The organism is Pseudomonas sp. St29, assembly GCF_001547915.1.
Taxonomy (GTDB): domain Bacteria; phylum Pseudomonadota; class Gammaproteobacteria; order Pseudomonadales; family Pseudomonadaceae; genus Aquipseudomonas.
In genome coordinates, this window is sequence record NZ_AP014628.1 from 1,497,779 (window position 1) to 1,522,471 (window position 24,693).

Here is a 24,693-nt window from a genome sequence, read left to right on the forward strand (position 1 = left end):
GGAGCGGGCAGGCAAAAAAAAGGCCCGCATGATGCGGGCCTTTTGTTCAGCGGATGGAACCAGGCAATCAGCCCGCCACCAGCACCCGGATCGCTTCCAGGCGCAGAGCGGCTTTATCCAGCATCGCCAGGCCCTGTTCCCGTTGCTTGCGCAGGGCGACCAGCTCGCTGTCACGCACCGTCGGGTTGACCGCTTGCAAGGCGGTCAGGCGCGCCAGTTCTTCATCGGTATCGGCTGCCAGGCGACGTTTCGCTTCAGCCACACGCTCGGCGTGGCGTGGCGCGACCTTGGCCTCACCGGCGTTGATCTTCGGCGCCAGCTGGTCGCGCTGGGCCTGGATGAACTTGTTGGCGCTAGCCTTGGGCACGCTTTCCAACTGGTCGTTGAGGGTTTCGAAAGCCACCCGTGGCGACAGGTCGTTGCCGTTGGCATCCAGCAGGCAGCGCAGGGCGGCCGGCGGCAGGTAGCGACCCAGTTGCAACGAGCGTGGAGCGACCACTTCACTGACATACAGCAGCTCAAGCAGCACGGTGCCGGGTTTGAGCGCCTTGTTCTTGATCAGCGCCACGGCGGTGTTGCCCATGGAGCCGGACAGCACCAGGTCCATGCCGCCTTGCACCATCGGGTGTTCCCAGGTGATGAACTGCATGTCCTCGCGGGACAGCGCCTGGTTGCGGTCGTAAGTGATGGTCACGCCTTCGTCGTCGCCCAGGGGGAAGCTGGCGTCGAGCATCTTCTCGCTGGGCTTGAGGATCAGGGCGTTTTCCGAGTGGTCTTCGCTGTCGATACCGAAGGCGTCGAACAGGGTTTCCATGTAGATCGGCAGGGCGAACTGGTCGTCCTGTTCAAGAATCGCCTCCACCAGCGCTTCGCCTTCGCCGGCACCGCCGGAGTTGAGCTCCAGCAGGCGGTCGCGGCCGGTGTGCAGCTCGGCTTCCAGGCGTTCGCGTTCGCTGCGGGCTTCGTCGATCAGCGCTTGCCACTCGCCATCGTCGGCGTTTTCCAGCAGCGGCAGCAGGCGTGGGCCGAACTGATGCTGCAGGGCGTTGCCGGTCGGGCAGGTGTTGAGGAAGGCGTTCAGGGCTTCGTGGTACCACTGGAACAGCCGTTCTTGCGGGCTGGTTTCCAGGTACGGCACGTGCAGTTCGATCACGTGTTTCTGGCCGATCCGGTCCAGGCGGCCGATCCGCTGCTCCAGGAGGTCCGGGTGCGACGGCAGATCGAACAGCACCAGGTGGTGGGCGAACTGGAAGTTGCGGCCTTCACTGCCGATTTCCGAGCAGATCAGCACCTGGGCGCCGAACTCTTCGTCGGCGAAGTAGGCGGCAGCCCGGTCGCGTTCGAGGATGTTCATGCCTTCATGGAACACCGTGGCCGGAATGCCGGAGCGCACGCGCAGGGCGTCTTCCAGGTCCATGGCGGTTTCGGCGTGGGCGCAGATCACCAGGACCTTGGTGCGCTTGAGCATCTTCAGCTGGTCGATCAGCCACTCGATCCGTGGGTCGAATTTCCACCAGCGCTGTTCTTCGTCGCCGGCCTCGGGCTGCGCCTGGAAGCTGACTTCCGGGTACAGCTCGGCGTGTTCGCCCAGGGGCAGTTCCAGGTATTCGTCCGGGCATGGCAGCGGGTAGGCATGCAGCTTGCGCTCCGGGAACCCCTGCACCGCGGCGCGGGTGTTGCGGAACAGCACGCGGCCGGTGCCGTGGCGGTCCAGCAGTTCGCGCACCAGGCGCGCACTGGCTTCGCTGTCGCCGTCGTTGACCGCGGCCAGCAGGGCTTCGCCTTCGTTGCCGAGGAAGCCGTGGATGGTCTGGTGCGCTTCGGCGGACAGGCGGCCCTTGTCCAGCAGCTCTTGCACGGCTTCGGCCACCGGGCGGTAGTTTTCGCTCTCGGCACGGAAGGCCGCGAGGTCGTGGAAACGGTTCGGGTCCAGCAGGCGCAAACGGGCGAAGTGGCTGTCCTGGCCCAGTTGCTCCGGGGTCGCGGTCAGCAGCAGCACGCCGGGGATGGTTTCGGCCAGCTGTTCAACCAGGGCGTATTCCGGGCTGATCTGGTCTTCGTGCCAGACCAGGTGGTGGGCTTCGTCCACCACCATCAGGTCCCAACCGGCGGCGAACAGCGCGTCCTGGGCCTTCTCGTCGTCCACCAGCCACTCCAGGGCCACCAGGGCCAGTTGGGTGTCCTCGAACGGGTTGCTGGCGTCGCTTTCGATAAAGCGCTCTTCATCGAACAGCGCCACTTGCAGGTTGAAACGGCGGCGCATTTCCACCAGCCACTGGTGCTGGAGGTTTTCCGGAACCAGGATCAGCACCCGGCTGGCACGGCCCGAGAGCAGCTGGCGATGGATCACCAGGCCGGCTTCGATGGTCTTGCCCAGGCCCACTTCGTCTGCCAGCAGGACCCGCGGCGCGATGCGGTCGGCCACTTCACGGGCGATGTGCAACTGGTGAGCGATGGGTTGGGCACGCACGCCACCCAGGCCCCAGAGGGAGGATTGCAGCTGGCGGCTGGTGTGTTCCAGGGTGTGGTAGCGCAGGGAGAACCAGGCCAGCGGGTCGATCTGCCCGGCGAACAGACGGTCGCTGGCCAGACGGAACTGGATGAAGTTCGACAGTTGGGTTTCCGGCAGGGTGACGGCTTCGTTCTGCCCGTTGAGACCGTGGTAGACCAGCAGGCCATCGACGTCGTCGACTTCCTGAACGGTCATTTTCCAGCCTTCGAAATGGGTGATGCTGTCACCCGGAGAGAACCTCACGCGAGTGAGGGGCGCATTCCGTAGCGCATACTGGCGGGTGTCGCCAGTGGCCGGATAGAGCACGGTCAGCAAGCGACCGTCCTGTGCCAGAACGGTGCCTAAACCCAGCTCGGCTTCGCTGTCACTAATCCAGCGTTGCCCCGGTTGATACTGCTGCGCCATGCTGCCTGACTCCCGCTTTGAAAAAGCCGACTATCTTAACGGAACGATGCTTCCAGTCCAAAGAACTCTGATAAAAACCCCTGGATTAAAAGGTAGCGTACGGCGTGCATTCGTCGGTTGGCAGGGCACTATCGGCTGACGACTGGGTCACAGTTTTGCGACCGATGGCTCAAGTCGCCCATGCCGCAGCCGACAGCCTGCTGACAGGAGACCCATAACATGCTGCCACCGATGCTCCCCTTGAGTGCCGTGCCCATCACATCCCAGCAGGATCCGGTCCGCCAGCGTCCGGACATCCCGCCGGTGGTGCCGGTGCAGCAAAGCTCCAATGAAAGCACCATCGACCTGCAAAAGCGCGATCCCGAGCAGTCGGCCCTGCTGCTGCGCGAAGAGCAGCAGCGCCAGCAGGAAAAACAGCGGCGCAAGCGTGAGGCCGATGATGATCCCGAGCAGCACCTGGCCGTGCCCGGCGACGAGTTGAATGCCGACAACACCGTGCCGGTGGTGCCGCTGATTGACGACGCCCCGCGCCAGGGCCTGTGGGTGGATGTCGAAGTCTAGGGCCGATGGGCGCGCGCCAGTTCCGCGAGGGCCTGCAACAGGCGCTCGATTTCCTCTTCTGTATTGAAATAACTCACCGCGATCCGGGCAATGTCACCGAGGCCCCGGGCCTGCATGTCCAGCGGTGTGTAGTGCATGCCATTGGCGCCAATGTTGATGTCGCGGCGCGCCAGTTCTTCCTTCAGCGTCTGCCCGTCCCAGCCTTCGAGGGTGAAGGCGATCAAGGCCGATTGCTGCCCCGGTTGGCCCAGGTCCCGGAGTTGCACGCCGGGCAAACGCTCCAGCCCCCGGCGTACGCGGTCGCTCAGCATGCGGATCCGCTGGGCGATGGCATCGATGCCGATGCGCTCCAGCTCCTGCAGGGCATTGGCCAGACCGGCCAGCAGCACCAGCGACACTTCACTGGTTTCAAAGCGTCGGGCATCGTTGCGCAGGGCGAAGCCCTGGCCGTCCCAGGGGGCCGACAAGACGTCCCGTGGCAGCGGGCTGAGCTGTTCGAGGAAGCCTGGCCGTACATAGAGCAGGGCCGTGCCCCGAGGGCCGCGCAGGTATTTGCGTCCGGCGGCCTTGAGCACATCGCAGCCCAGCGCCTGCACGTCGCACCGCAACTGGCCCACAGCCTGGGCGGCGTCGATGAAATAGGGGATGCGCCACTGGCGCGCCAGCTGGCCGATGGCCGCTGCCGGGTTGATCAGCCCGCCGTTGGCCGGCAGCCAGGTCAGGGCGATCAGCCGCACCTGGGTGTCGAGCATGGATTGCAGCGCCTCGACTGAAACCGCGCCCTGGCTGTCGCAGGGAATCACCTCCAGTCGCGCGCCGGCCGCCACGGCCGGGGCCATGCAGGCCAGGTTGCCGGCCCATTCCTGGCGCCCCACGAGGATCCGGTCTCCCGGTTGCCAGGCGGGCAGGGCGTGGAAAGCCATGCTCCAGGCCGCCGAGCCACTGCTGGCAAAGGCGATCGCTTGCGGGCTGGTATTGAGCACACGGGCCGCGGCTTGTCGCGCTTGTTCCTGCCACTGCGCGCCATGGCGGGCGGCTTCCATCGGTCCGTTGTGCGCTTCGCGTTGCAGTTGCTCCAGCATGGCGTCCAGGGTGCCCTGGCTGGGCAATGAAGCCCCGGCATGATTGAAATGGCAGACCCGGGCACACCCCGGCGTGGCGGCCCGCAACCGGGAGATCTGCTCCAGGTCCAGGGGCTTCACGGCTTGAGCTCGAAAATCCCGTCGACCTCCACTGCGACACCGGCGGGCAGGCTGGCGACGCCCACCGAGGTGCGGGCATGCCGGCCCTTGTCGCCCAAGGCATTGACCAGCAGGTTGGAGGCCCCGTTGGCGACCTGGCCATGCTGCTTGAAGTCGGTGCTGGCGGCGATGAACACCCCCAGCCGACTGATGCGTTGCAGCCGTGACAGGTCGTCACCCAGGGCGGCCGCCAGTTGCGCCAGCAGGGCCAGGGCCGCCAGTTCCGCGGCCTGGGCGCCTTGCTCGACGCTGAGGTTGTCACCGAGTCGGCCAAGCAATTGCGGATGCTCCTCGGCCGACGGCGTCTGCCCGGAGATGAACAGCAGGTTCTGGCTGCTGACATGATTGACGTAGTTGGCGATCGGCTGGCCGGGACGCGGCAGCTCAAGACCCAGTTGTTGCACGCGTTGTTGCAGAGAGTCACCCATGGCAAGTCCTCGAATGAAAGGCTTGCAGCATCGGTGTTCGCTCCCGGGGCGACAAACGGATAGATCTAATCCGACGTATCTGAATTTCTCATGTGTCGCGGCCCTGTTCCATCAACCCTTGCTCCAACAATCCCTGCTCCATTAACCCCTGCTCCATTAACCAGTGTGCAAAACACTCGGCCGACGGATTGGCCGCACCTTTGGCGGTCACCAGCCAGTAGCCGATGTGAGGGCTGTGCAGGGAGGGCAGGTCGAAGGCATCCACCAGGCTACCTTGGGCGAGGTGGCGGCGGATCAGCTGACGGCGGCCCATGGCGATGCCTTGGCCGGCCACTGCCGCTTCCACCACGATGTTGTAGTCGTGGAGCATGACGCTGGGGTGGAAGCCGAGGTCGATGCTGTTCTGCCTGCTCCAGTCGTCCCACTCAAAGGGCCGGTGGGAGCGGGCCATCAGCAAGGTGCCATTGGCCAGGGCGCGGGCCTTGAACTCCGGGCTGCACACCGGCGACAGCTGTTCGGCGAGAAAGCGCCTGGCCTCGACCTTGGGCCAGTTGCCCTTGCCGTAGCGAATGGCCAGGTCGACCTCGGCCCCGGCCACATCCGCCAGGTCGATTGCCGGTTGCAGCTCCAGCTGGATCTCTGGGTGACGGCGGCTGAAGTCCGCCAGGCGCGGGGCCAGCCACAAGGTGGCGAAGGACGCCAGCAGGCCAACGCGCAGCACCCGCGGCGGCTCCGCGGCCAGCAGTGCCCGGGTGGCTGCGGCGATCTGCTCCAGGGCCGGCCGGATCTGCTGGTAATAGGCGGCGCCAGCGGCGGTCAGGTCGATGGCGCGGGTGCGCCGCACAAACAGTGGCTGGCCCAGGTGCTGTTCGAGCTTGTGCACTTGATGGCTGATCGCGCTCTGGCTGACACACAGTTCCCGGGCCGCCTTGCTGAAACTCAGGTGGCGGGCCACGGCCTCGAAGGCGCGCAGGGCCAGTAGGGGGGGCAGGTGCTGGGGCGTTTGCACATCCGCTTTCCTATGGGTGGGGGGGCGGCCATTGTGCGGATAAAAAATCTCTCCGGCAGCGACTTTATTGCATTCGCGTTGGTCTGATCACTGGTCAGGTGCGGCGCCGCGTCGCATTATTGGCACATTCGCCAAGGCCGCCCCGGGTTCCAGACCGTGCGGTCGATATTGACTTCGAGTGATGCAAGCCAAGCCATGAATCAAGACGACAAACTGATCGACCTGACCGCCGAGCGCGCCAAGCGCGTACATGACCTCAATGAAAAGCGCCTGAACGAAGTGCGCCAGGCATTCGAGCAGGCCATGCCGCTGGGCAAAGCCAAGAAAAAACCGAAAAACAAACCGAAAAAGCGCTGAACAGGGCGCTTTTTTGTTGATACAGGTCAGTTATTCCCCCTTCCTTGCGCCCACTCATGGGCGACATTGACCCCGGTCAATTTTCCCCGCCGCCTCTTTGGTTAACTTAGCCCCATCGCAACAGGGCAAGAGCAGGAGGCCAGTCATGTTTTTCGACAATGTGGTGATCGCCGGAGTGCTGACTGTCGGCCTCATGGTTCTGTTTTTCGCAGGGTTTGGATTCTTCATCTGGAAAGACGCGAATAAGCGTAAAAAACCTTAAGTCTCTCCAGAGCAACGAGCACGCAAGGCATTTTGGGCAACTTCGGTTGCCCTTTTTTTTGCCCGCAGAAAAGCGTGCGGCATAAAAAAAGGTGCGTCCCTGGGGGCGCACCTTTTTTATTCCCGGGCGGGTGGATCAGGTGCCCAGGACCTTCGACGCCGCCCAGAACAGGCCGGCCGACAGGGCCACCGTGGCCGGCAGGGTCAGGACCCAGGCCAGCAGGATGGTCTTCACCGTGCCGCTCTGCAGGCCGCTCTTGTTGGCGACCATGGTCCCGGCCACGCCGGAGGAGAGTACGTGGGTGGTGGACACCGGCAGGCTGAAGATATTCGCCAGGCCGATCAGGCCCGCGGCGGTGATCTGTGCCGACATGCCCTGAGCGTAGGTCATGCCCTGTTTGCCGATCTTCTCGCCAATGGTCAGTACCACGCGCTTCCAGCCGATCATGGTGCCCAGGCCCAGTGCCAGGGCCACCGCCAGGATTACCCAGAACGGCGCGTACTCGGTGGTGGCGGTCAGGTCCTTGCGCAGCTTGTCCAGGTCAGCCTTTTCACGGGCTGCCAGGTCCGGCAGTTTGCCCACTTTCTTCGCCGTGTCGTCCAGGCACAGCAGGTAGCGACGCACCTCGATGCGGCTCTCCGGCGACAGCGAGTGGTAATCGGCGACACCCTTGAGGCTGCTCAGCAGGGCGCTGATGGTCGGCTCGGTTTGTTGCGGATTGCAGCGGAACTTGCCCGGCAGGTCGTCTTTCACGCTCTTGCCCAGGGCCAGGAATTCGCCCAGGGAGTCGTGGTTGCGCTCATAGAACTGGCTCAGGTGCAGGGTTGCGTCGCGGGTCCGCTCGATCTGGTAGGTGGTGCTGTTGAGGTCCAGCACGAACTGCGCGGGGACGATACCGATCAGCACCAGCATGATCAGGCCAATGCCTTTCTGACCGTCGTTGGAACCGTGGACGAAGCTCACGGCCATGGCCGAGATCACCAGCACCAGACGGTTCCAGAACGGTGGGTGCTTCTTGTCATCGACCTTGCGGCGCTGTTCCGGGGTCTTGTGCATCTTGGAGATCGGCCGCCACCATTTCAGGCCGATCAGCACCAGCGCGGCAATCAGGAAGCCGGCCATCGGCGAGAACACCAGGGAAGCGCCGATATCGATCGCTTTCTGCCAGTTCACGCCATCTCCCAGCGGGATGTCGTTGAGCAGGGCATTGGCCAGGCCGACACCGAGGATCGAGCCGATCAGGGTGTGGGAGCTGGAGGCCGGGATGCCGAAATACCAGGTGCCCAGGTTCCAGGCGATGGCCGCCGCCAGCAGCGAGAAGACCATGGCCAGACCGTGGCCGGTGTTGACATTGATCAGCAGTTCCACCGGCAGCAGGTGGACGATGGCATAGGCCACGCCGACCCCGCCCAGCAGCACACCGAGAAAATTGAATACACCGGAAAAGAATACGGCCAGGTGCGGCGGCATGGCTTTGGTGTAGATAACAGTGGCAACCGCATTAGCGGTGTCATGAAAGCCGTTGATGAACTCGTAGGCGAGGACAAAAGCCAGGGCGAGCAAGAGGCTCACAAGCACCCAAGCATCCAGTCCGCTGAATAAATCGATCATGAAGGTTTTCTGACCCGGTCATAAGGGGGCGCGATTATGCCAGAAAACCCTGGTAATCAATGCACAAGGTGCTCACCGGTAACATTCTTCAACGAAAAAACTGACCCAGAGCAGAGTTTTTGTCGATTCTCGTCGAGCCTGGCAACCCATTGAGTTTATTGGGTTTGAGCGCCATGAGTGCGGGCTCGACCGGCGTGAAGCAAAGGTTAAAACGATCGTATGAAATTTCAGCGAAAGGGCCTGCCGGGTGCCGATTCTCGTCCGGATGGGACAAGGTGGCGAAGGGCCCGGGGTGGCGAGCATCAATAGTCTGCCAGGCCGCCGAGATCATCGTGCGGACCAGCGAGCAAGCCCCATGAAGTCAGGCCGCCAGGATTATGGCTGTTCGGCCTTGAGCTCTTTTTCCATCTTTTGCAGTTCTTGAGTGAAAGCCTGATCGCGAATAGTTGCGCGTTTGCGCCAAGGTTTGCGTTCCGGTTCGGGCTGGGCGGCATAGCGGGTGATCTCGCCGCCGTAAACTTCCTTGTAACGTTGTTCCTGGCGCTCAAGTTCCGCGCGCAGTTCGTCTTTCGTCACAGTGTTACCTAATTGAGTAAAGGTCCATTCCGGCGTAACGCATTGCCTGTGGGCGACTATAACAATCCGAATTGGGCCTTTGGGGCTGCCGATTCGTGATCCGTTCCAGCGTGCCTTTTGTTGCATGCGGCCACGTCACCGGATGAAGACAACTGTCGTAGCAACAGTGTTGTTTGTTGCAAGCGGATTGGCCGAATCTGCTTTGAGGTCAAGCGCTTGCGGCAGGTGATCGATTACAGCCTGGCGTCACCTGGGCGAGGCGGGAGCGGGACTCACTCCGTGTTCCTCGCTCGTGCAGTATAGCCGCGGCGAAGAATAACTCTATGGGCGACAAGTTTAAAATAGCCAACTTTATTGTGAGTGTTTTGTGACACGGAAGTTCGAAACACTTCCTACACGATGCTTCCTGTTTTCGTACTCCACCAATGGAAGTCTAGATGGGGCGTCGCTGCTCTTTATACAAGTGGCGAATGGAAAAACAGCGCGCAGCGCCAGCGTCGGCTGGCGATTATTACTATGAGTTTTTGCAATAAAAGAGTGCTGAAGAGGGTGGCGGCCTCAAACGCGGCGGATTGCGATTATCGGTCGCCGGTTCGATAATCGCCCAATGTTGCCGGTGGCAGCTTGTGCTGCCTCTCCAATACGGCTTGTAATACGGCCGAATTTTGTCGCAGGGAACCTGAAATGAACGATCAGATGCGTAATTCCTTTACCTCGGTGGCGCCGCCGATCGTGGCTTCGGCGGCGAAGAGGATTCAGGCGTTGACCGGTGACCCGGATTTCATGACTTCCCTGGCTCGCGGCCTGGCAGTGGTGCAGGCGTTCCAGGAGCGCAAGCGCCACCTGACCATCGCCCAGATCAGCCACCGCACGGAAATTCCCCGGGCCGCGGTGCGTCGTTGCCTGCACACCCTGATCAAGCTGGGCTACGCCACCACCGATGGGCGCACCTATTCGCTGCTGCCCAAGGTGCTGACCCTGGGCCATGCCTACCTGTCGTCGACGCCCCTGGCGGTTTCCGCTCAGCCCTATCTGGACCGCATGAGCGAGCAGCTCCACGAGGCTTGCAACATGGCCACCCTGGAAGGCGACGACATTCTCTACATCGCCCGTTCCGCCACCACCCAGCGCCTGATTTCCGTGGACCTGTCGGTCGGCGGGCGCCTGCCGGCCTATTGCACGTCCATGGGGCGCATCCTGCTGGCGGCCCTGGACGACTCTTCGTTGCATGAGTACCTGGAGCACGCCGACCTGCAGGCCAAGACCAGTCGCACCCTGCATACACCGGAAGCCCTGCTGGAATGCCTGCAACAGGTGCGTCGGCAAGGCTGGTGCATTGTCGACCAGGAGCTGGAGCAGGGGCTGCGCTCGATCGCCGTGCCGGTGTACGACGCCTCGGGCCAGGTGCTGGCGGCATTGAACGTCAGCACCCACGCCGGCCGGGTCAGCCGCGCCGAGTTGGAACAGCGCTTTTTGCCCGGCCTGCTGAGCGCCAGCCGCGATCTGAGCGCCCAGCTGTTTGCTTAAGCTGTTCGATAAACGCACAGATCCGCCTCGGACGAATTGACGCTGTTTCCCCTGGCTCATTAATGTCGCGGCAGCGTCATCGGCGGCCAGCCGGCATTGCCGGTCTGCGCCGATGACCCGTCCAATAATAATGAAGAGGCCAACTCATGAGCATGCTCTCCCTGCGTCGTTGCCGTGACCGTTCCTGCCGTCCCGCCCGAGTCGCCTGATTTACTCCACCCTTTCTACGTGACCTGATCAGCCCCTGGCGGCCTTTGCTCGCCTGCGTTTTAGTGTGGAAATAACAACAATGAACCAACCTCAATCCGCTGTAGGGAACTGCCTTGATGTGCAGTCCTTCATCAATGCCCAACCCTTGTCCCGTTACCAGTGGCGAGTGGTGATCCTGTGTTTTCTGATTGTCTTCCTCGATGGCCTGGACACCGCGGCCATGGGCTTCATTGCCCCGGCGCTGTCCCAGGACTGGGGCATCGACCGCGCCAGCCTCGGCCCGGTGATGAGCGCCGCGCTGATCGGCATGGTCTTCGGCGCCCTGGGCTCTGGCCCCCTGGCCGACCGTTTCGGGCGCAAGGTGGTGCTGGTGGGGGCGGTGCTGCTGTTCGGCGCCTTCAGCCTGGCGTCGGCCTATAGCACCAATGTCGATCAGTTGCTGGTCCTGCGCTTTCTCACCGGCCTGGGGCTGGGGGCGGGCATGCCCAACGCCACCACGCTGCTGTCGGAATACACCCCCGAGCGCCACAAATCGCTGCTGGTAACCAGCATGTTCTGCGGTTTCAACCTGGGCATGGCCGGCGGTGGCTTCATTTCCGCCAAGCTGATTCCGGCCTTCGGCTGGCACAGCCTGCTGCTGATTGGCGGAATTCTGCCGTTGATCCTGGCCCTGGTGCTGGTGGTCTGGTTACCGGAGTCGGCGCGTTACCTGGTGGTGCGCAATCGCGGCACCGACAGGGTGCGCAAGACCCTGGCGCCGATCGCCCCGGCCATCGTCGGCGAGGCCGGCAGTTTCAGCGTGCCCGAGCAGAAGACGGTGAAGGCGCGCAACGTGTTCGCGGTGATCTTCTCCGGCACTTACAGCGTGGGCACCTTGCTGCTGTGGCTGACCTATTTCATGGGCCTGGTGATTGTCTACCTGCTGACCAGCTGGCTGCCGACCCTGATGCGGGACAGCGGGGCGAGCATGGAGCAGGCCGCCTTTATCGGCGCCCTGTTCCAGTTCGGCGGGGTGCTCAGCGCCGTAGCCGTGGGCTGGGCCATGGACCGTTTCAATCCGCACAAGGTGATCGGCTGTTTCTACCTGCTGGCCGGGGTCTTTGCCTACGCCGTGGGGCAAAGCCTGGGCAACATCACCCTGCTCGCCACCCTGGTGCTGATCGCCGGCATGTGCGTCAACGGCGCGCAATCGGCGATGCCGTCCCTGGCGGCGCGTTTCTATCCGACCCAGGGGCGGGCCACCGGGGTGTCCTGGATGCTCGGCATCGGCCGTTTCGGTGCCATCCTCGGCGCCTGGATGGGGGCGACCCTGCTGGGCCTGGGCTGGAACTTCGAACAGGTACTGACCGCCCTGGTGTTTCCGGCGGCCTTGGCCACCACCGCCGTGGTGATCAAGGGCATGGTCAGCCACGCCGACGCCACCTGAGGCCATCTCGCCCCCTAGGAACTGTCGCAGGCTGCCCGCGGGCCCGGAGGGGCCCGCTGTTCCAAGGTCCTGCGCAAGGTTCTTCAAGCCCCATCGCAGCCTGCGGCGGCGGCCACTAGCCGACCCGCAAGGCTGTTTCGGGATGGGAGAGCGGTAATCGATAGCCACGCAACAATGCGTTCGATAATCGAACACTCAGTCGATTATCGGATTGTTTGGGGTCTGGCTCCCGCTTAATCTTCAGTCACTGCGGCGCGCCCAGAGCGCCTTTTTTCTCCAGTCGCTGAATAACAATCGGGAGACCCCATCCATGGCTGAAATCCTTTCGCTGCACGACGCGGTGAAGCAATTCGTCAACGACGGCGACACCGTCGCGCTCGAAGGCTTCACCCACCTGATTCCTACGGCCGCAGGTCATGAAATCATCCGCCAGGGCAAGAAAGACCTGACCCTGGTGCGCATGACCCCTGACTTGATCTACGACCAGTTGATCGGTGCCGGTTGCGCTCGCAAGCTGATTTTCTCCTGGGGCGGCAACCCGGGCGTGGGCTCCCTGCACCGCCTGCGCGATGCCGTGGAAAAGCAGTGGCCTCAGCCGCTGGAAATCGAAGAGCACAGCCACGCCGACCTGGCCAACGCCTATGTCGCCGGTGCCTCGGGCCTGCCGTTCGCCGTGCTGCGGGCCTACGCCGGCTCCGACCTGCCCAAGGTCAACCCGCTGATCAAGACCGTGACCTGCCCCTTCACCGGTGAAGTGCTGGCGGCGGTGCCTTCGGTACGCCCCGATGTCACGGTGATCCACGCGCAGAAAGCCGACCGCAAGGGCAATGTCCTGCTGTGGGGGATCCTGGGGGTGCAGAAAGAGGCCGCCCTGGCCGCCAAGCGCTGCATCGTCACCGTCGAGGAAATCGTCGACGACCTGAACGCCCCGATGAACGCCTGCGTGCTGCCGACCTGGGCCCTGAGCGCGGTCTGCCATGTGCCGGGCGGCGCCCATCCGTCCTATGCCCACGGTTACTCCGAGCGCGACAACCGCTTCTACCAGGCCTGGGATCCGATCGCCCGGGACCGTGAAACCTTCACCGCCTGGATCAACGAATACATCCGCGGCAGTGCCGACTTCAGCGAATTCCAGGCCAAGCTGGCCGCAGCTTCGGAGGCCAAGTAATGAACTACTCCACCAATGAAATGATGACCGTGGCCGCTGCCCGTCGCCTGCAGAACGGCTCGGTGTGCTTCGTCGGCATCGGCCTGCCCTCCAAGGCCGCCAACCTGGCGCGCCTGACCTCGTCGCCAGACGTGGTACTGATCTACGAGTCCGGCCCGATCGGCGCCAAGCCCAGCGTGCTGCCGCTGTCCATCGGTGACGGCGAGCTGGCGGAAACCGCCGACACCGTGGTGCCTACCGGCGAGATCTTCCGCTACTGGCTGCAGGGCGGACGCATCGACGTGGGGTTCCTCGGGGCTGCCCAGGTCGATCGTTTCGGCAACATCAACACCACCGTGGTCGGTGATTACCACCGGCCCAAGGTGCGCCTGCCGGGCGCCGGCGGTGCTCCGGAAATCGCCGGTTCGGCGAAAAGCGTACTGATCATCCTCAAGCAGTCGTCCCGCTCCTTCGTCGACAAGCTGGACTTCATCACCTCCGTCGGTCACGGCGAGGGTGGCGACTCGCGCAAGCGTCTGGGCCTGCCCGGCGCCGGTCCGGTGGGGATCATCACCGACCTGTGCATCATGGAGCCGGAAGCCGGCACCCACGAATTCATCGTCACCTCGCTGCACCCGGGCGTGACCCGCGAGCAGGTAGTGGCCGCCACCGGCTGGGCGATCCGTTTCGCCGAGCACGTGGCCGAAACGGCCGCACCCACCGAAGTCGAACTCACTGCCCTGCGTGACCTGGAAGCGCGCACCGCCGCGGCCCATGGCCAAGCTCCTGGAGAAGCCTGATGCGTGACGTATTCATCTGCGATGCCATTCGTACCCCCATCGGCCGTTTTGGCGGCGGCCTCTCGGCCGTCCGTGCCGATGACCTGGCGGCAGTGCCGATCAAGGCGCTGATGGAGCGCAACCCGGGCGTGGACTGGAGCGCGCTGGACGAGGTGTTCCTCGGCTGCGCCAACCAGGCCGGCGAGGACAACCGCAACGTGGCACGCATGGCGTTGCTGCTGGCGGGCCTGCCGGACAGCGTGCCCGGGGTCACCCTCAACCGTCTCTGCGCCTCGGGCCTGGACGCCATCGGCACCGCATTCCGCGCCATCGCCAGCGGCGAGATGGAGCTGGCGATTGCCGGCGGCGTCGAGTCCATGTCCCGCGCGCCCTTTGTCATGGGCAAGGCCGACAGCGCCTTCTCGCGCAACATGAAGCTGGAAGACACCACTATCGGCTGGCGTTTCATCAACCCGCTGATGAAGGCCCAGTACGGCGTGGACGCCATGCCGCAGACCGCCGATAACGTGGCCGACGACTATCAGGTGTCCCGCGCCGACCAGGACGCCTTCGCCCTGCGCAGCCAGCAGCGCACCGCCGCGGCCCAGGCCGCCGGCTACTTCGCCGAGGAAATCGTCCCGGTGCGCATCGCCCACAAGAAGGGCGAGACAGTGGTGGAGCAGGACGAACATCCGCGTGCCGACACCACCCTGGAAACCCTGGCCAAGCTCAAGCCGGTCAACGGCCCGGACAAGACCGTCACCGCCGGCAACGCCTCCGGGGTCAACGACGGCGCCGCGGCGCTGATCCTGGCGTCGGCCGAGGCGGTCAAGAAACACGGCTTGACCCCGCGTGCGCGGGTGCTGGGCATGGCCAGCGCCGGAGTGGCGCCGCGAGTGATGGGCATTGGCCCGGTGCCGGCGGTGCGCAAGTTGATCGAACGCCTGGGCGTGGCGGTCAGCGATTTCGACGTGATCGAGCTCAACGAAGCCTTCGCCAGCCAGGGCCTGGCGGTGCTGCGCGAGCTGGGCCTGGCGGACGATGCGCCACAGGTCAACCCCAATGGCGGCGCCATTGCCCTGGGCCATCCACTGGGCATGAGTGGTGCGCGCCTGGTGCTGACGGCCCTGCATCAGCTGGAAAAGAGCGGCGGTAAAAAAGGCCTGGCCACCATGTGCGTAGGTGTCGGCCAAGGGCTGGCGCTGGCCATCGAGCGGGTCTGACTGCCTGCCTTATACAAGAAGAGAACGAGGAACCACCATGAGTGACAAGCCCGGTTACCGGCGCCCGCAAGCGGGCACTCAGCCTGATTATCTGCACCCGGCCTACCAGTCGACCAACACCCGCTCGCCGTCCAAGCCGCTGGTGTTCCTGCCCCATTCGCTGTCGGAAATCACCGGCCCGAGCATCGGCGCCGAATCGATCCAGGAACGGGACAACGACCTGACCGCGCAGCACGCAGGCCAGCCCCAGGGCGAGCGGATCATCATCCACGGCCGCGTGCTGGACGAAAACGGTCTGCCGGTGCCGGGCATCCTGGTGGAGATCTGGCAGGCCAACGCCGCCGGTCGCTACAACCACGAGCGCGACCTGCACGATGCACCGCTGGATCCGAACTTCACCGGCACCGGGCGCACCGTGACCGATGCCGACGGCTGGTATCAGTTCCAGACCATCAAGCCCGGCGCCTACCCCTGGGGCAACCACCACAATGCCTGGCGTCCGGCGCATATCCATTTCTCGCTGTTCGGCCCGAGCATCCTCACCCGCCTGGTGACCCAGATGTATTTCCCCGGCGACCCGCTGCTGGAATATGACCCGATCTACAACTGCGTGCCGGACACCCGCGCCAAGGAACGCCTGATCGCCCGTTTCGATCTGGAGAAAACCATCCCTTCCTACGCCCTCGGTTACCGTTGGGACATCGTCCTGCGCGGCCGCGATGCCACGCCGATGGAGAAATGACATGACCCTGACCGCGACTACCTCCCACACCGTCGGCCCCTACTACCACATCGGCCTGACCTGGCTGAACCGCGAAGACCTGACCGAGGAAGGCACTCGGGGCGAGCGGGTGGCGATCACCGGCCAGGTGGTGGACGGCAACGGCAACTTCGTCAACGACGCCATGCTGGAAGTCTGGCAGGCCAATGCCGCCGGCAAGTACCGCCACCCGGAAGATCAGCAGGACAAGCCCCTGGACCCGCACTTCCAGGGATTTGGCCGGGTGCCGGTGGACGCCGAAGGGCGCTTTCGCTTCACCACCATCAAGCCGGGTACGGTGCCGGGCCTCAAGGGCACGACCCAGGCGCCGCACCTGGTGGTGCTGGTGTTCGCCCGTGGCCTGGTCAAGCACCTGCTGACCCGCATCTACTTCGACGGCGAGCCGGCCAACGCCGCCGACCCGCTGTTGGCCTGCGTGCCCGAGGAGCGCCGCGGCACCTTGCTGGCCAGGGCCGATGCCGCCGGTCACTACCAGTGGAACGTGATTCTCCAGGGGACCGACGCCGAGACGGTGTTCTTCGATTACTGAGCCGGAGCACGGTGTAGCCGCTGCCGCTGCCTGCGAACGGCCCGAAGGGACGCGGTTGCGGCGAGTTTGGCGAGAGAGTGCCAAGCAAGGTCCTGCGTACCGAACGCGGCCCGGCCTTTCGCAGCCTCGCCGTGGCTCGGCAGCGGCTACAGGCAGAACCATAGGGCCCATGTCCCGTAGGGAACGGGAGTGTTGCCAGGTGTGTCTAGACTCACACTGTCCCCCACGAGTGAAAAATCATGACAACAAGCACAAGTCACTACACCGCAGAGGAGCGCAGCAAAAGGATCTTTGCCATTGTCGGTGCCTCCTCCGGCAACCTGGTGGAATGGTTCGACTTCTACGTCTATGCCTTTTGCGCCATCTACTTCGCCCCGGCATTTTTCCCCTCCGACGATCCCACGGTGCAGTTGCTCAACACCGCCGGGGTGTTCGCCGCCGGCTTTTTGATGCGGCCCATCGGCGGCTGGCTGTTCGGCCGGGTTGCCGACCGCCACGGGCGCAAGAACTCGATGATGATCTCGGTGCTGATGATGTGCGCCGGCTCCCTGGTCATCGCCTTTTTGCCGACCTACGCCAGCATCGGTGCCTGGGCGCCGTTCCTGCTGCTGGTGGCGCGCCTGTTCCAGGGCCTGTCGGTGGGCGGCGAGTACGGCACCACCGCCACCTACATGAGTGAAGTGGCGCTCAAGGGCCAGCGCGGGTTCTTCGCCTCCTTCCAGTACGTGACCCTGATCGGCGGGCAACTGCTGGCGGTGTCGGTGGTGGTGGTTCTCCAGCAGTTTCTCGATGAGGCCGAGCTCAAGGCCTGGGGCTGGCGCGTTCCGTTCGTGATCGGTGCCATCGCGGCGCTGATCTCGCTGCTGCTGCGGCGTTCGCTGAAGGAAACCACCAGCAAGGAGATGCGCGAGAACAAGGACGCCGGCAGCGTCGCCGCGCTGTTCAAGAACCACTCGGCGGCCTTCATCACCGTGCTGGGCTACACCGCCGGCGGCTCGCTGATTTTCTACACCTTCACCACCTACATGCAGAAGTACCTGGTGAACACCGCGGGCATGCACGCCAAGACCGCCAGCTACATCATGACCGGCGCGCTGTTCCTCTATATGTGCATGCAGCCGCTGTTCGGCATGCTGGCGGACAAGATCGGCCGGCGTAATTCCATGCTCTGGTTCGGCGCCCTGGGCACCCTGTTCACCGTGCCGATCCTGCTGACCCTGAAGACCGTCACCAGTCCGTTCCTGGCCTTTGTGCTGATCACCCTGGCCCTGGCCATCGTCAGTTTCTACACCTCCATCAGCGGCCTGGTGAAGGCCGAGATGTTCCCGCCGCAGGTGCGCGCGCTGGGGGTGGGCTTGGCTTATGCGGTGGCCAATGCGATCTTCGGTGGCTCGGCGGAATGGGTGGCCCTGAACTTCAAGAACATGGGGATGGAAAACACCTTCTACTGGTACGTCACGGCGATGATGGCGATAGCCTTCCTGTTCAGCCTGCGCCTGCCGAAGCAGGCGGCCTACCTGCACCACGATCTTTGACCTGTGTGCCTGCGCCCGGCTCGGGCGCAGGCTTGCTAAGGACTGTTTATGACCCTGACTGCGAGCAACCAGTTGTTCGATGCCTACTTCACTGCCCGGGAAATGCGCGGAGTGTTCTGCGACCAGGGGCGGGTCCAGGCCATGCTCGACTTCGAGGCGGCCCTGGCCCGCGCCGAGGCGCGGGTCGGGCTGATCCCGCAGCGTGCCGTGGCCCCGATCGAGGCGGCCTGCCGGGCGCAACTCTATGATTTCCAGGCCTTGGGAGAGGCGATTGCCACGGCCGGCAATTCGGCGATTCCCCTGGTCAAGGCCCTGGGCAAGCAGATCGCCCGCAGCGATGGTGAGGCCGAACGCTATGTGCACCTGGGAGCCACCAGCCAGGACGTGATGGACAGCGGGCTGGTGCTGCAACTGCGCCGCGCCGTGCAGTTGCTGGAGCAGGACCTGTTGCGCCTGGGGGACCTTCTGGCGGCCCAGGCCACGCGTCATGCCGACACGCCCCTGGCCGGCCGAACCTGGCTGCAGCACGCGACGCCGGTGACCCTGGGCATGAAGATCGCCGGTTGGCTGGGGGCGGTGACCCGCAGCCGCGAACGCCTGCAACAACTCAAGCCGCGCCTGCTGGTGCTGCAGTTCGGCGGCGCCTCCGGAACCCTCGCGGCCCTCGGCGAGCAGGCCCTGCCGATTGCCCGGGCCCTGGCCGAGGAACTGCAGCTCCGCCTGCCGGAACAGCCTTGGCACACCCAGCGCGACCGCCTGGTGGAGTTCGCCTCGGTGCTGGGCCTGCTGGCCGGCAGCCTGGGCAAGCTGGGGCGCGATATCAGCCTGCTGATGCAGACCGAGGCGGCGGAAGTCTTCGAGCCTGCCGCGCCGGGCAAGGGCGGTTCGTCCACCATGCCGCACAAGCGCAATCCGGTGGGCGCGGCGGTACTGATCAGCGCCGCGACCCGGGTTCCGGGCCTCCTGGCGACAATGTTCACCGCCATGCCCCAGGAGCACGAGCGCAGTCTCGGCCTGTGGCACGCCGAATGGGACACCCTGCCGGACATCTGCTGCCTGGTGTCCGGGGCGCTGCAACAAGCCTTGCTGGTGGCCGAGGGGTTGCAGGTCGACAGCGCCCGCATGGCGCGCAACCTCGACCTGACCCGGGGCCTGGTCCTGGCCGAAGCGGTGAGCATTGAACTGGCCCAGCGCCTGGGCCGGGAAACCGCCCATCACCTGTTGGAACAATGCTGCAAGCGTGCGGTGGAGGAACAACGCCATCTGCGCGAGGTATTGGCGGACGATGCCCGGGTCTGCGCCGAGCTGTCGGCGGCAGAGCTGGATCGTCTGATGGATCCGGCGCATTACCTCGGTCAGGCCCAGGCCTGGGTCGAGCGCGCCGTGGCTGAACATTTTGCCTTGAAGGCCTGAAGGAGACTGCTGTGGGATTCGTGAAACTCGCCGAGGGCGATCTGCACTATCAACTCGAAGGACCAGAGGGCGCGCCGGTACTGGTGCTGTCCAACTCCCTGGGCACCGATCTGCGCATGTGGGACAAGCAGATGGCGGCCTTTACCCGGCACTTCCGGGTGCTGCGCATGGACACCCGCGGCCATGGTCTTTCGCTGGTGAGCGAGGGGCCCTACAGCATCGAGCAACTGGGCCGGGATGTGCTGGCGTTGCTGGATGCCCTGGATATCCAGCGTGCGCATTTCTGCGGCCTGTCCATGGGCGGCCTGATCGGCCAGTGGCTGGGGATCAACGCCGGCGAGCGTTTGCACAAACTGGTGGTGTGCAACACCGCGGCCAAGATCGGCGAGCCCTCGGTGTGGAACCCGCGGATCGAGACCGTGCTGCGTGACGGCCCGGCGGCCATGGTGGCGCTGCGTGACGCCTCCATCGCCCGCTGGTTCACCGCCGACTTCGCCCAAGCCCACCCTGACCAGGCCAAGCTGATTACCGACATGCTCGCCGCCACTTCGCCCCAGGGCTATGCCGCCAACTGTGCGGCGGTGCGCGATGCGGATTTCCGCGAGCAACTGGGGGCGATCAAGGTGCCGACCCTGGTGATTTCCGGCAGTGACGACGCGGTGACCCCACCCTCCGGCGGTCACTTCATCGAGCAGCACGTGGCCGGCGCCGAGTACGCCGAGTTCTATGCCGCGCACCTGTCCAACGTCCAGGCCGGCGACGCGTTCAGCGCCCGTGTCGTGGAATTCCTGCTGGCCTGAGCATCGATTCAAGGAGCCCTTCGTGGACGAGAAACAACGTTATGACGCCGGCATGCAGGTGCGCCGCGCGGTATTGGGCGACGCCCATGTCGACCGCAGCCTGAATGCCCTGAACGAGTTCAACTCGGAATTCCAGGAAATGATCACCCGCCATGCCTGGGGCGATATCTGGACCCGCCCGGGCCTGCCGCGGCACACCCGCAGCCTGATCACCATTGCCATGCTGATCGGCATGAACCGCAACGAAGAGCTCAAGCTGCACCTGCGGGCTGCCGCCAACAACGGTGTGAGCCGTGGCGAGATCAAGGAAGTGATCATGCAGAGCGCGATCTACTGCGGCATCCCGGCGGCCAATGCCACCTTCCACCTGGCCGAATCGGTGTGGGACGAACTGGGCACCGAGTCGCGCCTGTAACCCGTTCCACGGCCCAATAAAAAGGCCAGCCCGATCACCGGGCTGGCCTTTTTTGTGGGGCTGTTGCGCCGTTACAGCAGGCTCAACGGATAGCTGACGATCAGGCGGTTTTCGTCGAACTCGTTGTTGCTGAAATCCCGGCGCATGGTGGAGTTGCGCCATTTCAGGTTGAGGTTCTTCAGCGTACCGCTCTGCACCGTGTAGCCCAGCTCGCTTTCCCGGCCCCATTCCTTGCCGTCGCTGACCGTGGCGGTGTGCACGTTGCTGCCGCTGATGTAGCGGTTCATCAGGGTCAGGCCTGGCACTCCCAGGGCGGCGAAGTTGTAGTCATGGCGCAGTTGCCAGGATCTTTCCTGGGCGTTGTCGTAGCTGGCGTTGAAGCTGTCGTTGGCCAGGGTGCCGCCGCTGGTGCCATTGACCCGCATCCAGGCGCTGGGGCCGGTGAGTTTCTGCAGGCCGACATAGAAGGTGTTGCCGCCGTACTTGGCCGAGAACAGGCCGGACCAGGTGCGGTTTTCCAGATCGCCGGCACGGGCGCTGCCGTCTTCCTTGCCGTAGAAGAAGCCCAGGTTGGCGCCCAGGGTCCAGTCGCCCAGAGGCTGGGTGTGGATCAGGTTGACGAACTGCTGGCGGTAGATGTCCTTGAGCTGGGCGTTCCACAGGGCGACCTGGGTGCGCTTGTCGTTGAAGGCGTATTCGGCGCCCTGGAAGTTGAAGCGGTCGGAAGTGAAGGCCGCTTTGCCGAACATCGTCATGTCGCTCATGCTGCTGTCGTCGCGCGGGCTGTTGCCGCGGAACTGGCCGCCGTAGAGCGTCAGGCCGGCGATTTCCCTGGAGGTGATCTGGCCGCCACGGAAGGTCTGCGGCAGCGAGCGGCCGTCATCGGAACGCAGGATCGGCAGCACCGGCATCCACTCGCCGACCTTGACCTCGGTCTGCGACAAGCGGGCCTTGAACGCTACCCCCAGGCGCCCGAAGTTGTCCGCCGGGCGGCCGTCGTGGTCCAGGGGCAGCAACTGGGTGCCGCCGGTGCCCTTGCCACCGTCGAGCTTGAGCGAGTACAGGCCCAGCACATCCATGCCGAACCCCACGGTGCCCTGGGTGAAACCCGACTTGGCGTCGAGGATGAAGCTCTGAGTCCACTCTTCGGCCTTGCCCTGAGCCTTGGTCGGGTTGGTGAAGTTGCGGTTGATGTAGAAGTTGCGCAGGTTCAGGTTGGCCTGGGCGTCCTCGAAAAAGCCCGATTCCGCGGCCACTGCCGGCAGGGCGAGGCTGGTCAACGCCACCGCCAGAAGGCAGGGCACAAGGTGTTGTGGCGGGGTGATTGGCTTCATGTGTCGGTCTCTCTAATTGTTAGGGGTGCAGCAAGGCACTGCCGGCAAATCTGCGGACAGCGTGCAATACCTTGAAGGTGCAGCGGGTGGGATCAGCCGGAGCGGGCAGGGCGTGGGGGCATGACATCGAACCTGTTGTTATTGGTGTGTTCGGGTGCCGGGAATGGTGCGTTGCCCCCCAGGGGCGATCAATTGGCGAATGGCGGTTTTGGGCGATTAACGAACACTTATCGAGTTCGGTTCCGGGGCGCGGACAACCCCGGGATGCCTGTTGAATCCTGGGGTTGTCCGCGCTGCTCGATGGGGCCTGGTCCTTGTGCGGTATTCCTGGCGCGCCACAGATTCATTACAAGTGTTTATTGCTTTGGTTGTAAGTCATTGTCTACAAGTACCTTACTTATATAAAAGGTATAGGAGTAATCGCCAGTTAAACTTTAAATTCGGTGTTATCTATTATCGTAAAAAGGTTTAAGCGAAAACTTTGCCGGTGCTGGAAATGCAGACTTGCCTTGCTATATTGAAAGTCCTCAGGGCGGATAGGGATAAGTTGTAAGTTTCGTCAGGAGAAAGGTTGTTATCGTGCTTTCAATATATAAGGAGAGATACCATGAGTACGAAAGTCAATCAGGAGCGCCTTGCATCAGTAGTAGGCCGCGCACTTCTGGATAAGGACTTCGCGGCGCAGTTGCATCAGGATCCTGAAGCGGCTGCCAAAGGCATCGGCGTGCACTTGAGCGCCACTGAAGTGGGCGCCGTGAAAAGTATCGATACGGCAAAACTGACCAGTGCCGGGTCGGCCATTCGCGACAAGATCGGTGTCGCGGCGATCTTTGACACTCAACAGCAACAGGCGCGAATGGACTGAGCGGGGCGTGTGCAGTCCGGTGTGTCGCCCTTCAGTTCGGATCAGGGCGGCACACCGGAATCGGGATTCAAGTCCACAGTGGAGTGCCTGTCCTTGTCCATCAGCCTGGTGTCGATGCAGGAAGCCGACTTCGAGCGTTTCGCCCGGCGAGCCTTGCAGGAGTATGCCGCCGGCATGGTGGCCGCCGGTGAATGGCCGCCGGAGCAGGCATCGTTCCAGGCGGCGGAGGTGTTCCGCCAGTTGCTGCCGCAGGGCCGCCTGAGTCCGCAAAACCACCTGTGGCGGGCGCTGCATGCAGGGCGGGCGGTGGGTGAGCTGTGGATCGCCGAACGTCAGGCCGGGTCCCGACGGATTGCCTTCATCCTCGATCTGTATATCGAACCGATCGAACGTCGCCAGGGTTACGCCAGGCAGACGCTGCTGGCCGGTGAGTCGCTGGCGCGCGAGTGGGGCTGTGATGAAATGCGTTTGCATGTCTTCGGTCGCAACCTTGAGGCGCGTCGTCTTTATGAACTGCTGGGCTATGAAGTCGCCAGCCTGACGATGAGCAAGCCCTTGCCGTGAACTTTAGGGAAGGTTGAACCATGGACAGCGTTAACAGCAAACAAGCGGAACTTTCCATCGACGAGCTGTTTAAGGGCACTACTTTTCTTGCGGACAGCGAACCGCAACGCTTTCTCCAGTTGCAGGAACAAGTTGCGAAAAATCGCTATACGATGTTTGTCGCGTTATATGCGGAACTGTCAAAGTTATTTGCGGCGAATTCTGCGCTGCGAGTATTTTTCAAACAGGCGCTGGATATTATTCTGTCGCCGGAAAGTGTCCGCAATCCACTGGTCGCGCATCCGGTATTTCAGATCTGGAGTGTGCTGACGTTTCGCGATGTCAACTATCTATTGACTGGAAAGACCCTGGATGACAGCGAGGTCAAAGCCAGGCTGCTGGAGTTTCCCCAAGTGCTGCAACGGATTGAAGCTGCGCAGCAGGCACGGCCCGATGAACAGTGCCCGCCGGTGTATCGCTTCGATGTCGATCCGCTGATCACGCAGGTCACGCCCCCCAGTTATGACTACCCGCCAGACGAGGCGACCCGGCGTCAGCTGGAGCGCGCGGGTTATTCCAAAGCGTTTTTTCGCGATGTCATGCAACTTGCCCTGCAGCGGATCAAACACACCTGGCCGGCCTGTCATGAACAGTGGCAGGTGCTGGTCAAGGCCGTGTGCTACTTGCCCGACGGCAGTTTTCGCAGTTGCTCCGCGTCCCGCTATACCGGGGTGATCCTGCTGTCGAGCCGGGACAACTCGATACTCGATCTGGAGGAGTCGCTGGTGCACGAGGCGACCCACCAGTTGCTGTACAACGTGGTCGAAGTCGCCGCGGTGGTCGAGCCCCAGGCTTCGCGGGAGGTCCTGTACACCCTGCCCTGGTCGGGGCAGCAGCGCGACTTGTACGGGTACTTTCATGCCTTTTATGTCTACATCGCCCTGGTCAAGTACCTGGAACGGGTTCGCGACCGTCCGGCGCAGGAGATGCGCCGGGCCGAGCAACGCCTGCTGTTCATCCTGCGGGGTTTGAGCAAGGCGCAGGCGGATTTCGCCGCCGCCCCGGGTTTTACCGCGCAGGGGCGGGAGCTGCTGGGCAATCTGCTGCAGGAGGTGCATCGCCTGGAGCGTCGCCATGCCGGATCGCTGAGTCGGGGCGAGGGCGCCAGTGCCGTTGCCACGGTCCTGCACATGACGGCCTGAGC

24 protein-coding genes are annotated in these 24,693 nt (G+C 63.6%); 17 read left to right on the forward strand and 7 right to left on the reverse strand.

Going from position 1 to position 24,693, the window contains the following annotated elements:
• Window positions 1-67: 67 nt before the first annotated feature.
• The gene (rapA, locus tag PST29_RS06775) at window positions 68-2,917 is read right to left on the reverse strand and encodes an RNA polymerase-associated protein RapA (RefSeq protein ID WP_060842661.1); all 2,850 of its coding nucleotides are present in this window, start codon (window positions 2,915-2,917) and stop codon (window positions 68-70) included.
• A gap of 219 nt (window positions 2,918-3,136) precedes the next feature.
• Here rapA and PST29_RS06780 point away from each other — a divergent pair, with 219 nt between their 5' ends.
• Window positions 3,137-3,478, forward strand: a complete 342-nt coding sequence (locus tag PST29_RS06780; RefSeq protein WP_060837869.1) for a hypothetical protein — start codon at window positions 3,137-3,139, stop codon at window positions 3,476-3,478.
• On the opposite strand, the gene PST29_RS06785 is transcribed toward PST29_RS06780, so the two are convergent.
• The 3 genes from PST29_RS06785 to PST29_RS06795 form a co-directional block, all read right to left on the reverse strand.
• On the reverse strand, window positions 3,475-4,671 hold the full coding sequence (locus tag PST29_RS06785) for an aminotransferase class V-fold PLP-dependent enzyme (protein ID WP_060845075.1): 1,197 nt from the start codon (window positions 4,669-4,671) through the stop codon (window positions 3,475-3,477). The genes PST29_RS06780 and PST29_RS06785 overlap by 4 nt on opposite strands.
• A gap of 5 nt (window positions 4,672-4,676) precedes the next feature.
• Complete coding sequence (locus PST29_RS06790) at window positions 4,677-5,147, reverse strand: RidA family protein (protein ID WP_060842662.1); 471 nt, start codon at window positions 5,145-5,147, stop codon at window positions 4,677-4,679.
• An 88-nt stretch (window positions 5,148-5,235) separates the two neighbouring features.
• Window positions 5,236-6,156 (reverse strand): LysR substrate-binding domain-containing protein, encoded by a 921-nt coding sequence (locus tag PST29_RS06795; protein WP_060842663.1) that lies wholly within the window; start codon window positions 6,154-6,156, stop codon window positions 5,236-5,238.
• 195 nt (window positions 6,157-6,351) lie between these two features.
• Between PST29_RS06795 and PST29_RS32220 the strand changes: the two genes are divergently transcribed.
• Both PST29_RS32220 and ccoM read left to right on the forward strand, forming a co-directional pair.
• The gene (locus tag PST29_RS32220) at window positions 6,352-6,513 is read left to right on the forward strand and encodes a hypothetical protein (RefSeq protein WP_092320233.1); all 162 of its coding nucleotides are present in this window, start codon (window positions 6,352-6,354) and stop codon (window positions 6,511-6,513) included.
• Between the two features lie 145 nt (window positions 6,514-6,658).
• On the forward strand, window positions 6,659-6,775 hold the full coding sequence (ccoM, locus tag PST29_RS32580; protein WP_015634423.1) for a cytochrome c oxidase subunit CcoM: 117 nt from the start codon (window positions 6,659-6,661) through the stop codon (window positions 6,773-6,775).
• A gap of 135 nt (window positions 6,776-6,910) precedes the next feature.
• Here the strand turns inward: ccoM and PST29_RS06800 are convergent, their stop codons facing one another.
• Together PST29_RS06800 and PST29_RS06805 are read right to left on the reverse strand one after the other, a co-directional pair.
• Window positions 6,911-8,386 (reverse strand): inorganic phosphate transporter, encoded by a 1,476-nt coding sequence (locus PST29_RS06800; protein ID WP_060837872.1) that lies wholly within the window; start codon window positions 8,384-8,386, stop codon window positions 6,911-6,913.
• A 375-nt stretch (window positions 8,387-8,761) separates the two neighbouring features.
• Window positions 8,762-8,962: a hypothetical protein gene (locus PST29_RS06805; RefSeq protein ID WP_016962562.1), complete on the reverse strand. Its 201-nt coding sequence runs from the start codon at window positions 8,960-8,962 to the stop codon at window positions 8,762-8,764.
• A 684-nt stretch (window positions 8,963-9,646) separates the two neighbouring features.
• On the opposite strand from PST29_RS06805, the gene pcaR reads away from it, so the two are divergent.
• The 11 genes from pcaR to pcaC all read left to right on the forward strand — a co-directional run bounded on the left by pcaR (window position 9,647) and on the right by pcaC (window position 20,747).
• Window positions 9,647-10,489 (forward strand): pca regulon transcriptional regulator PcaR, encoded by an 843-nt coding sequence (pcaR, locus tag PST29_RS06810; protein ID WP_060837873.1) that lies wholly within the window; start codon window positions 9,647-9,649, stop codon window positions 10,487-10,489.
• 289 nt (window positions 10,490-10,778) lie between these two features.
• Window positions 10,779-12,125 carry an MFS transporter gene (locus tag PST29_RS06815; RefSeq protein WP_060842664.1) on the forward strand — a complete coding sequence of 449 codons (1,347 nt, stop codon included), beginning with the start codon at window positions 10,779-10,781 and terminating at the stop codon, window positions 12,123-12,125.
• 310 nt (window positions 12,126-12,435) lie between these two features.
• Window positions 12,436-13,293, forward strand: coding sequence for a CoA transferase subunit A (locus PST29_RS06820; protein WP_060837875.1), 858 nt, complete (start codon window positions 12,436-12,438; stop codon window positions 13,291-13,293).
• Window positions 13,293-14,072 (forward strand): CoA-transferase subunit beta, encoded by a 780-nt coding sequence (locus PST29_RS06825; RefSeq protein ID WP_060837876.1) that lies wholly within the window; start codon window positions 13,293-13,295, stop codon window positions 14,070-14,072. Before PST29_RS06820 ends, PST29_RS06825 begins: the two co-directional genes overlap by 1 nt.
• Window positions 14,069-15,274: a 3-oxoadipyl-CoA thiolase gene (gene pcaF, locus PST29_RS06830; protein ID WP_173655930.1), complete on the forward strand. Its 1,206-nt coding sequence runs from the start codon at window positions 14,069-14,071 to the stop codon at window positions 15,272-15,274. The genes PST29_RS06825 and pcaF overlap by 4 nt, the downstream gene beginning before the upstream one ends.
• A 37-nt stretch (window positions 15,275-15,311) precedes the next feature.
• Window positions 15,312-16,016 (forward strand): protocatechuate 3,4-dioxygenase subunit beta, encoded by a 705-nt coding sequence (gene pcaH / locus PST29_RS06835; protein ID WP_060842665.1) that lies wholly within the window; start codon window positions 15,312-15,314, stop codon window positions 16,014-16,016.
• 1 nt (window position 16,017) lies between these two features.
• A complete protein-coding gene (pcaG, locus tag PST29_RS06840; RefSeq protein ID WP_060837879.1) occupies window positions 16,018-16,584 on the forward strand; it encodes a protocatechuate 3,4-dioxygenase subunit alpha in 567 nt (188 codons plus the stop codon).
• 239 nt (window positions 16,585-16,823) lie between these two features.
• Entirely contained in the window at window positions 16,824-18,119 is a 1,296-nt protein-coding gene (locus tag PST29_RS06845; RefSeq protein ID WP_060837880.1) for an MFS family transporter, read from the forward strand.
• A 48-nt stretch (window positions 18,120-18,167) separates the two neighbouring features.
• Window positions 18,168-19,532, forward strand: a complete 1,365-nt coding sequence (locus PST29_RS06850; RefSeq protein WP_060837881.1) for a 3-carboxy-cis,cis-muconate cycloisomerase — start codon at window positions 18,168-18,170, stop codon at window positions 19,530-19,532.
• Between the two features lie 11 nt (window positions 19,533-19,543).
• Window positions 19,544-20,332, forward strand: a complete 789-nt coding sequence (gene pcaD / locus PST29_RS06855) for a 3-oxoadipate enol-lactonase (RefSeq protein ID WP_060842666.1) — start codon at window positions 19,544-19,546, stop codon at window positions 20,330-20,332.
• A gap of 22 nt (window positions 20,333-20,354) precedes the next feature.
• Window positions 20,355-20,747, forward strand: a complete 393-nt coding sequence (pcaC, locus tag PST29_RS06860; RefSeq protein ID WP_060837883.1) for a 4-carboxymuconolactone decarboxylase — start codon at window positions 20,355-20,357, stop codon at window positions 20,745-20,747.
• Window positions 20,748-20,818: 71 nt separating this feature from the next.
• Here the strand turns inward: pcaC and PST29_RS06865 are convergent, their stop codons facing one another.
• Window positions 20,819-22,081: an OprD family porin gene (locus PST29_RS06865; RefSeq protein ID WP_060842667.1), complete on the reverse strand. Its 1,263-nt coding sequence runs from the start codon at window positions 22,079-22,081 to the stop codon at window positions 20,819-20,821.
• A 607-nt stretch (window positions 22,082-22,688) separates the two neighbouring features.
• On the opposite strand from PST29_RS06865, the gene PST29_RS06870 reads away from it, so the two are divergent.
• The 3 genes from PST29_RS06870 to PST29_RS06880 all read left to right on the forward strand — a co-directional run bounded on the left by PST29_RS06870 (window position 22,689) and on the right by PST29_RS06880 (window position 24,691).
• Window positions 22,689-22,946 (forward strand): Os1348 family RiPP precursor, encoded by a 258-nt coding sequence (locus tag PST29_RS06870; protein WP_016965124.1) that lies wholly within the window; start codon window positions 22,689-22,691, stop codon window positions 22,944-22,946.
• 93 nt (window positions 22,947-23,039) lie between these two features.
• Window positions 23,040-23,510 carry a GNAT family N-acetyltransferase gene (locus tag PST29_RS06875; protein WP_232513207.1) on the forward strand — a complete coding sequence of 157 codons (471 nt, stop codon included), beginning with the start codon at window positions 23,040-23,042 and terminating at the stop codon, window positions 23,508-23,510.
• Window positions 23,511-23,530: 20 nt separating this feature from the next.
• A complete protein-coding gene (locus tag PST29_RS06880; RefSeq protein ID WP_060842668.1) occupies window positions 23,531-24,691 on the forward strand; it encodes an aKG-HExxH-type peptide beta-hydroxylase in 1,161 nt (386 codons plus the stop codon).
• Window positions 24,692-24,693 lie beyond the last annotated feature (2 nt).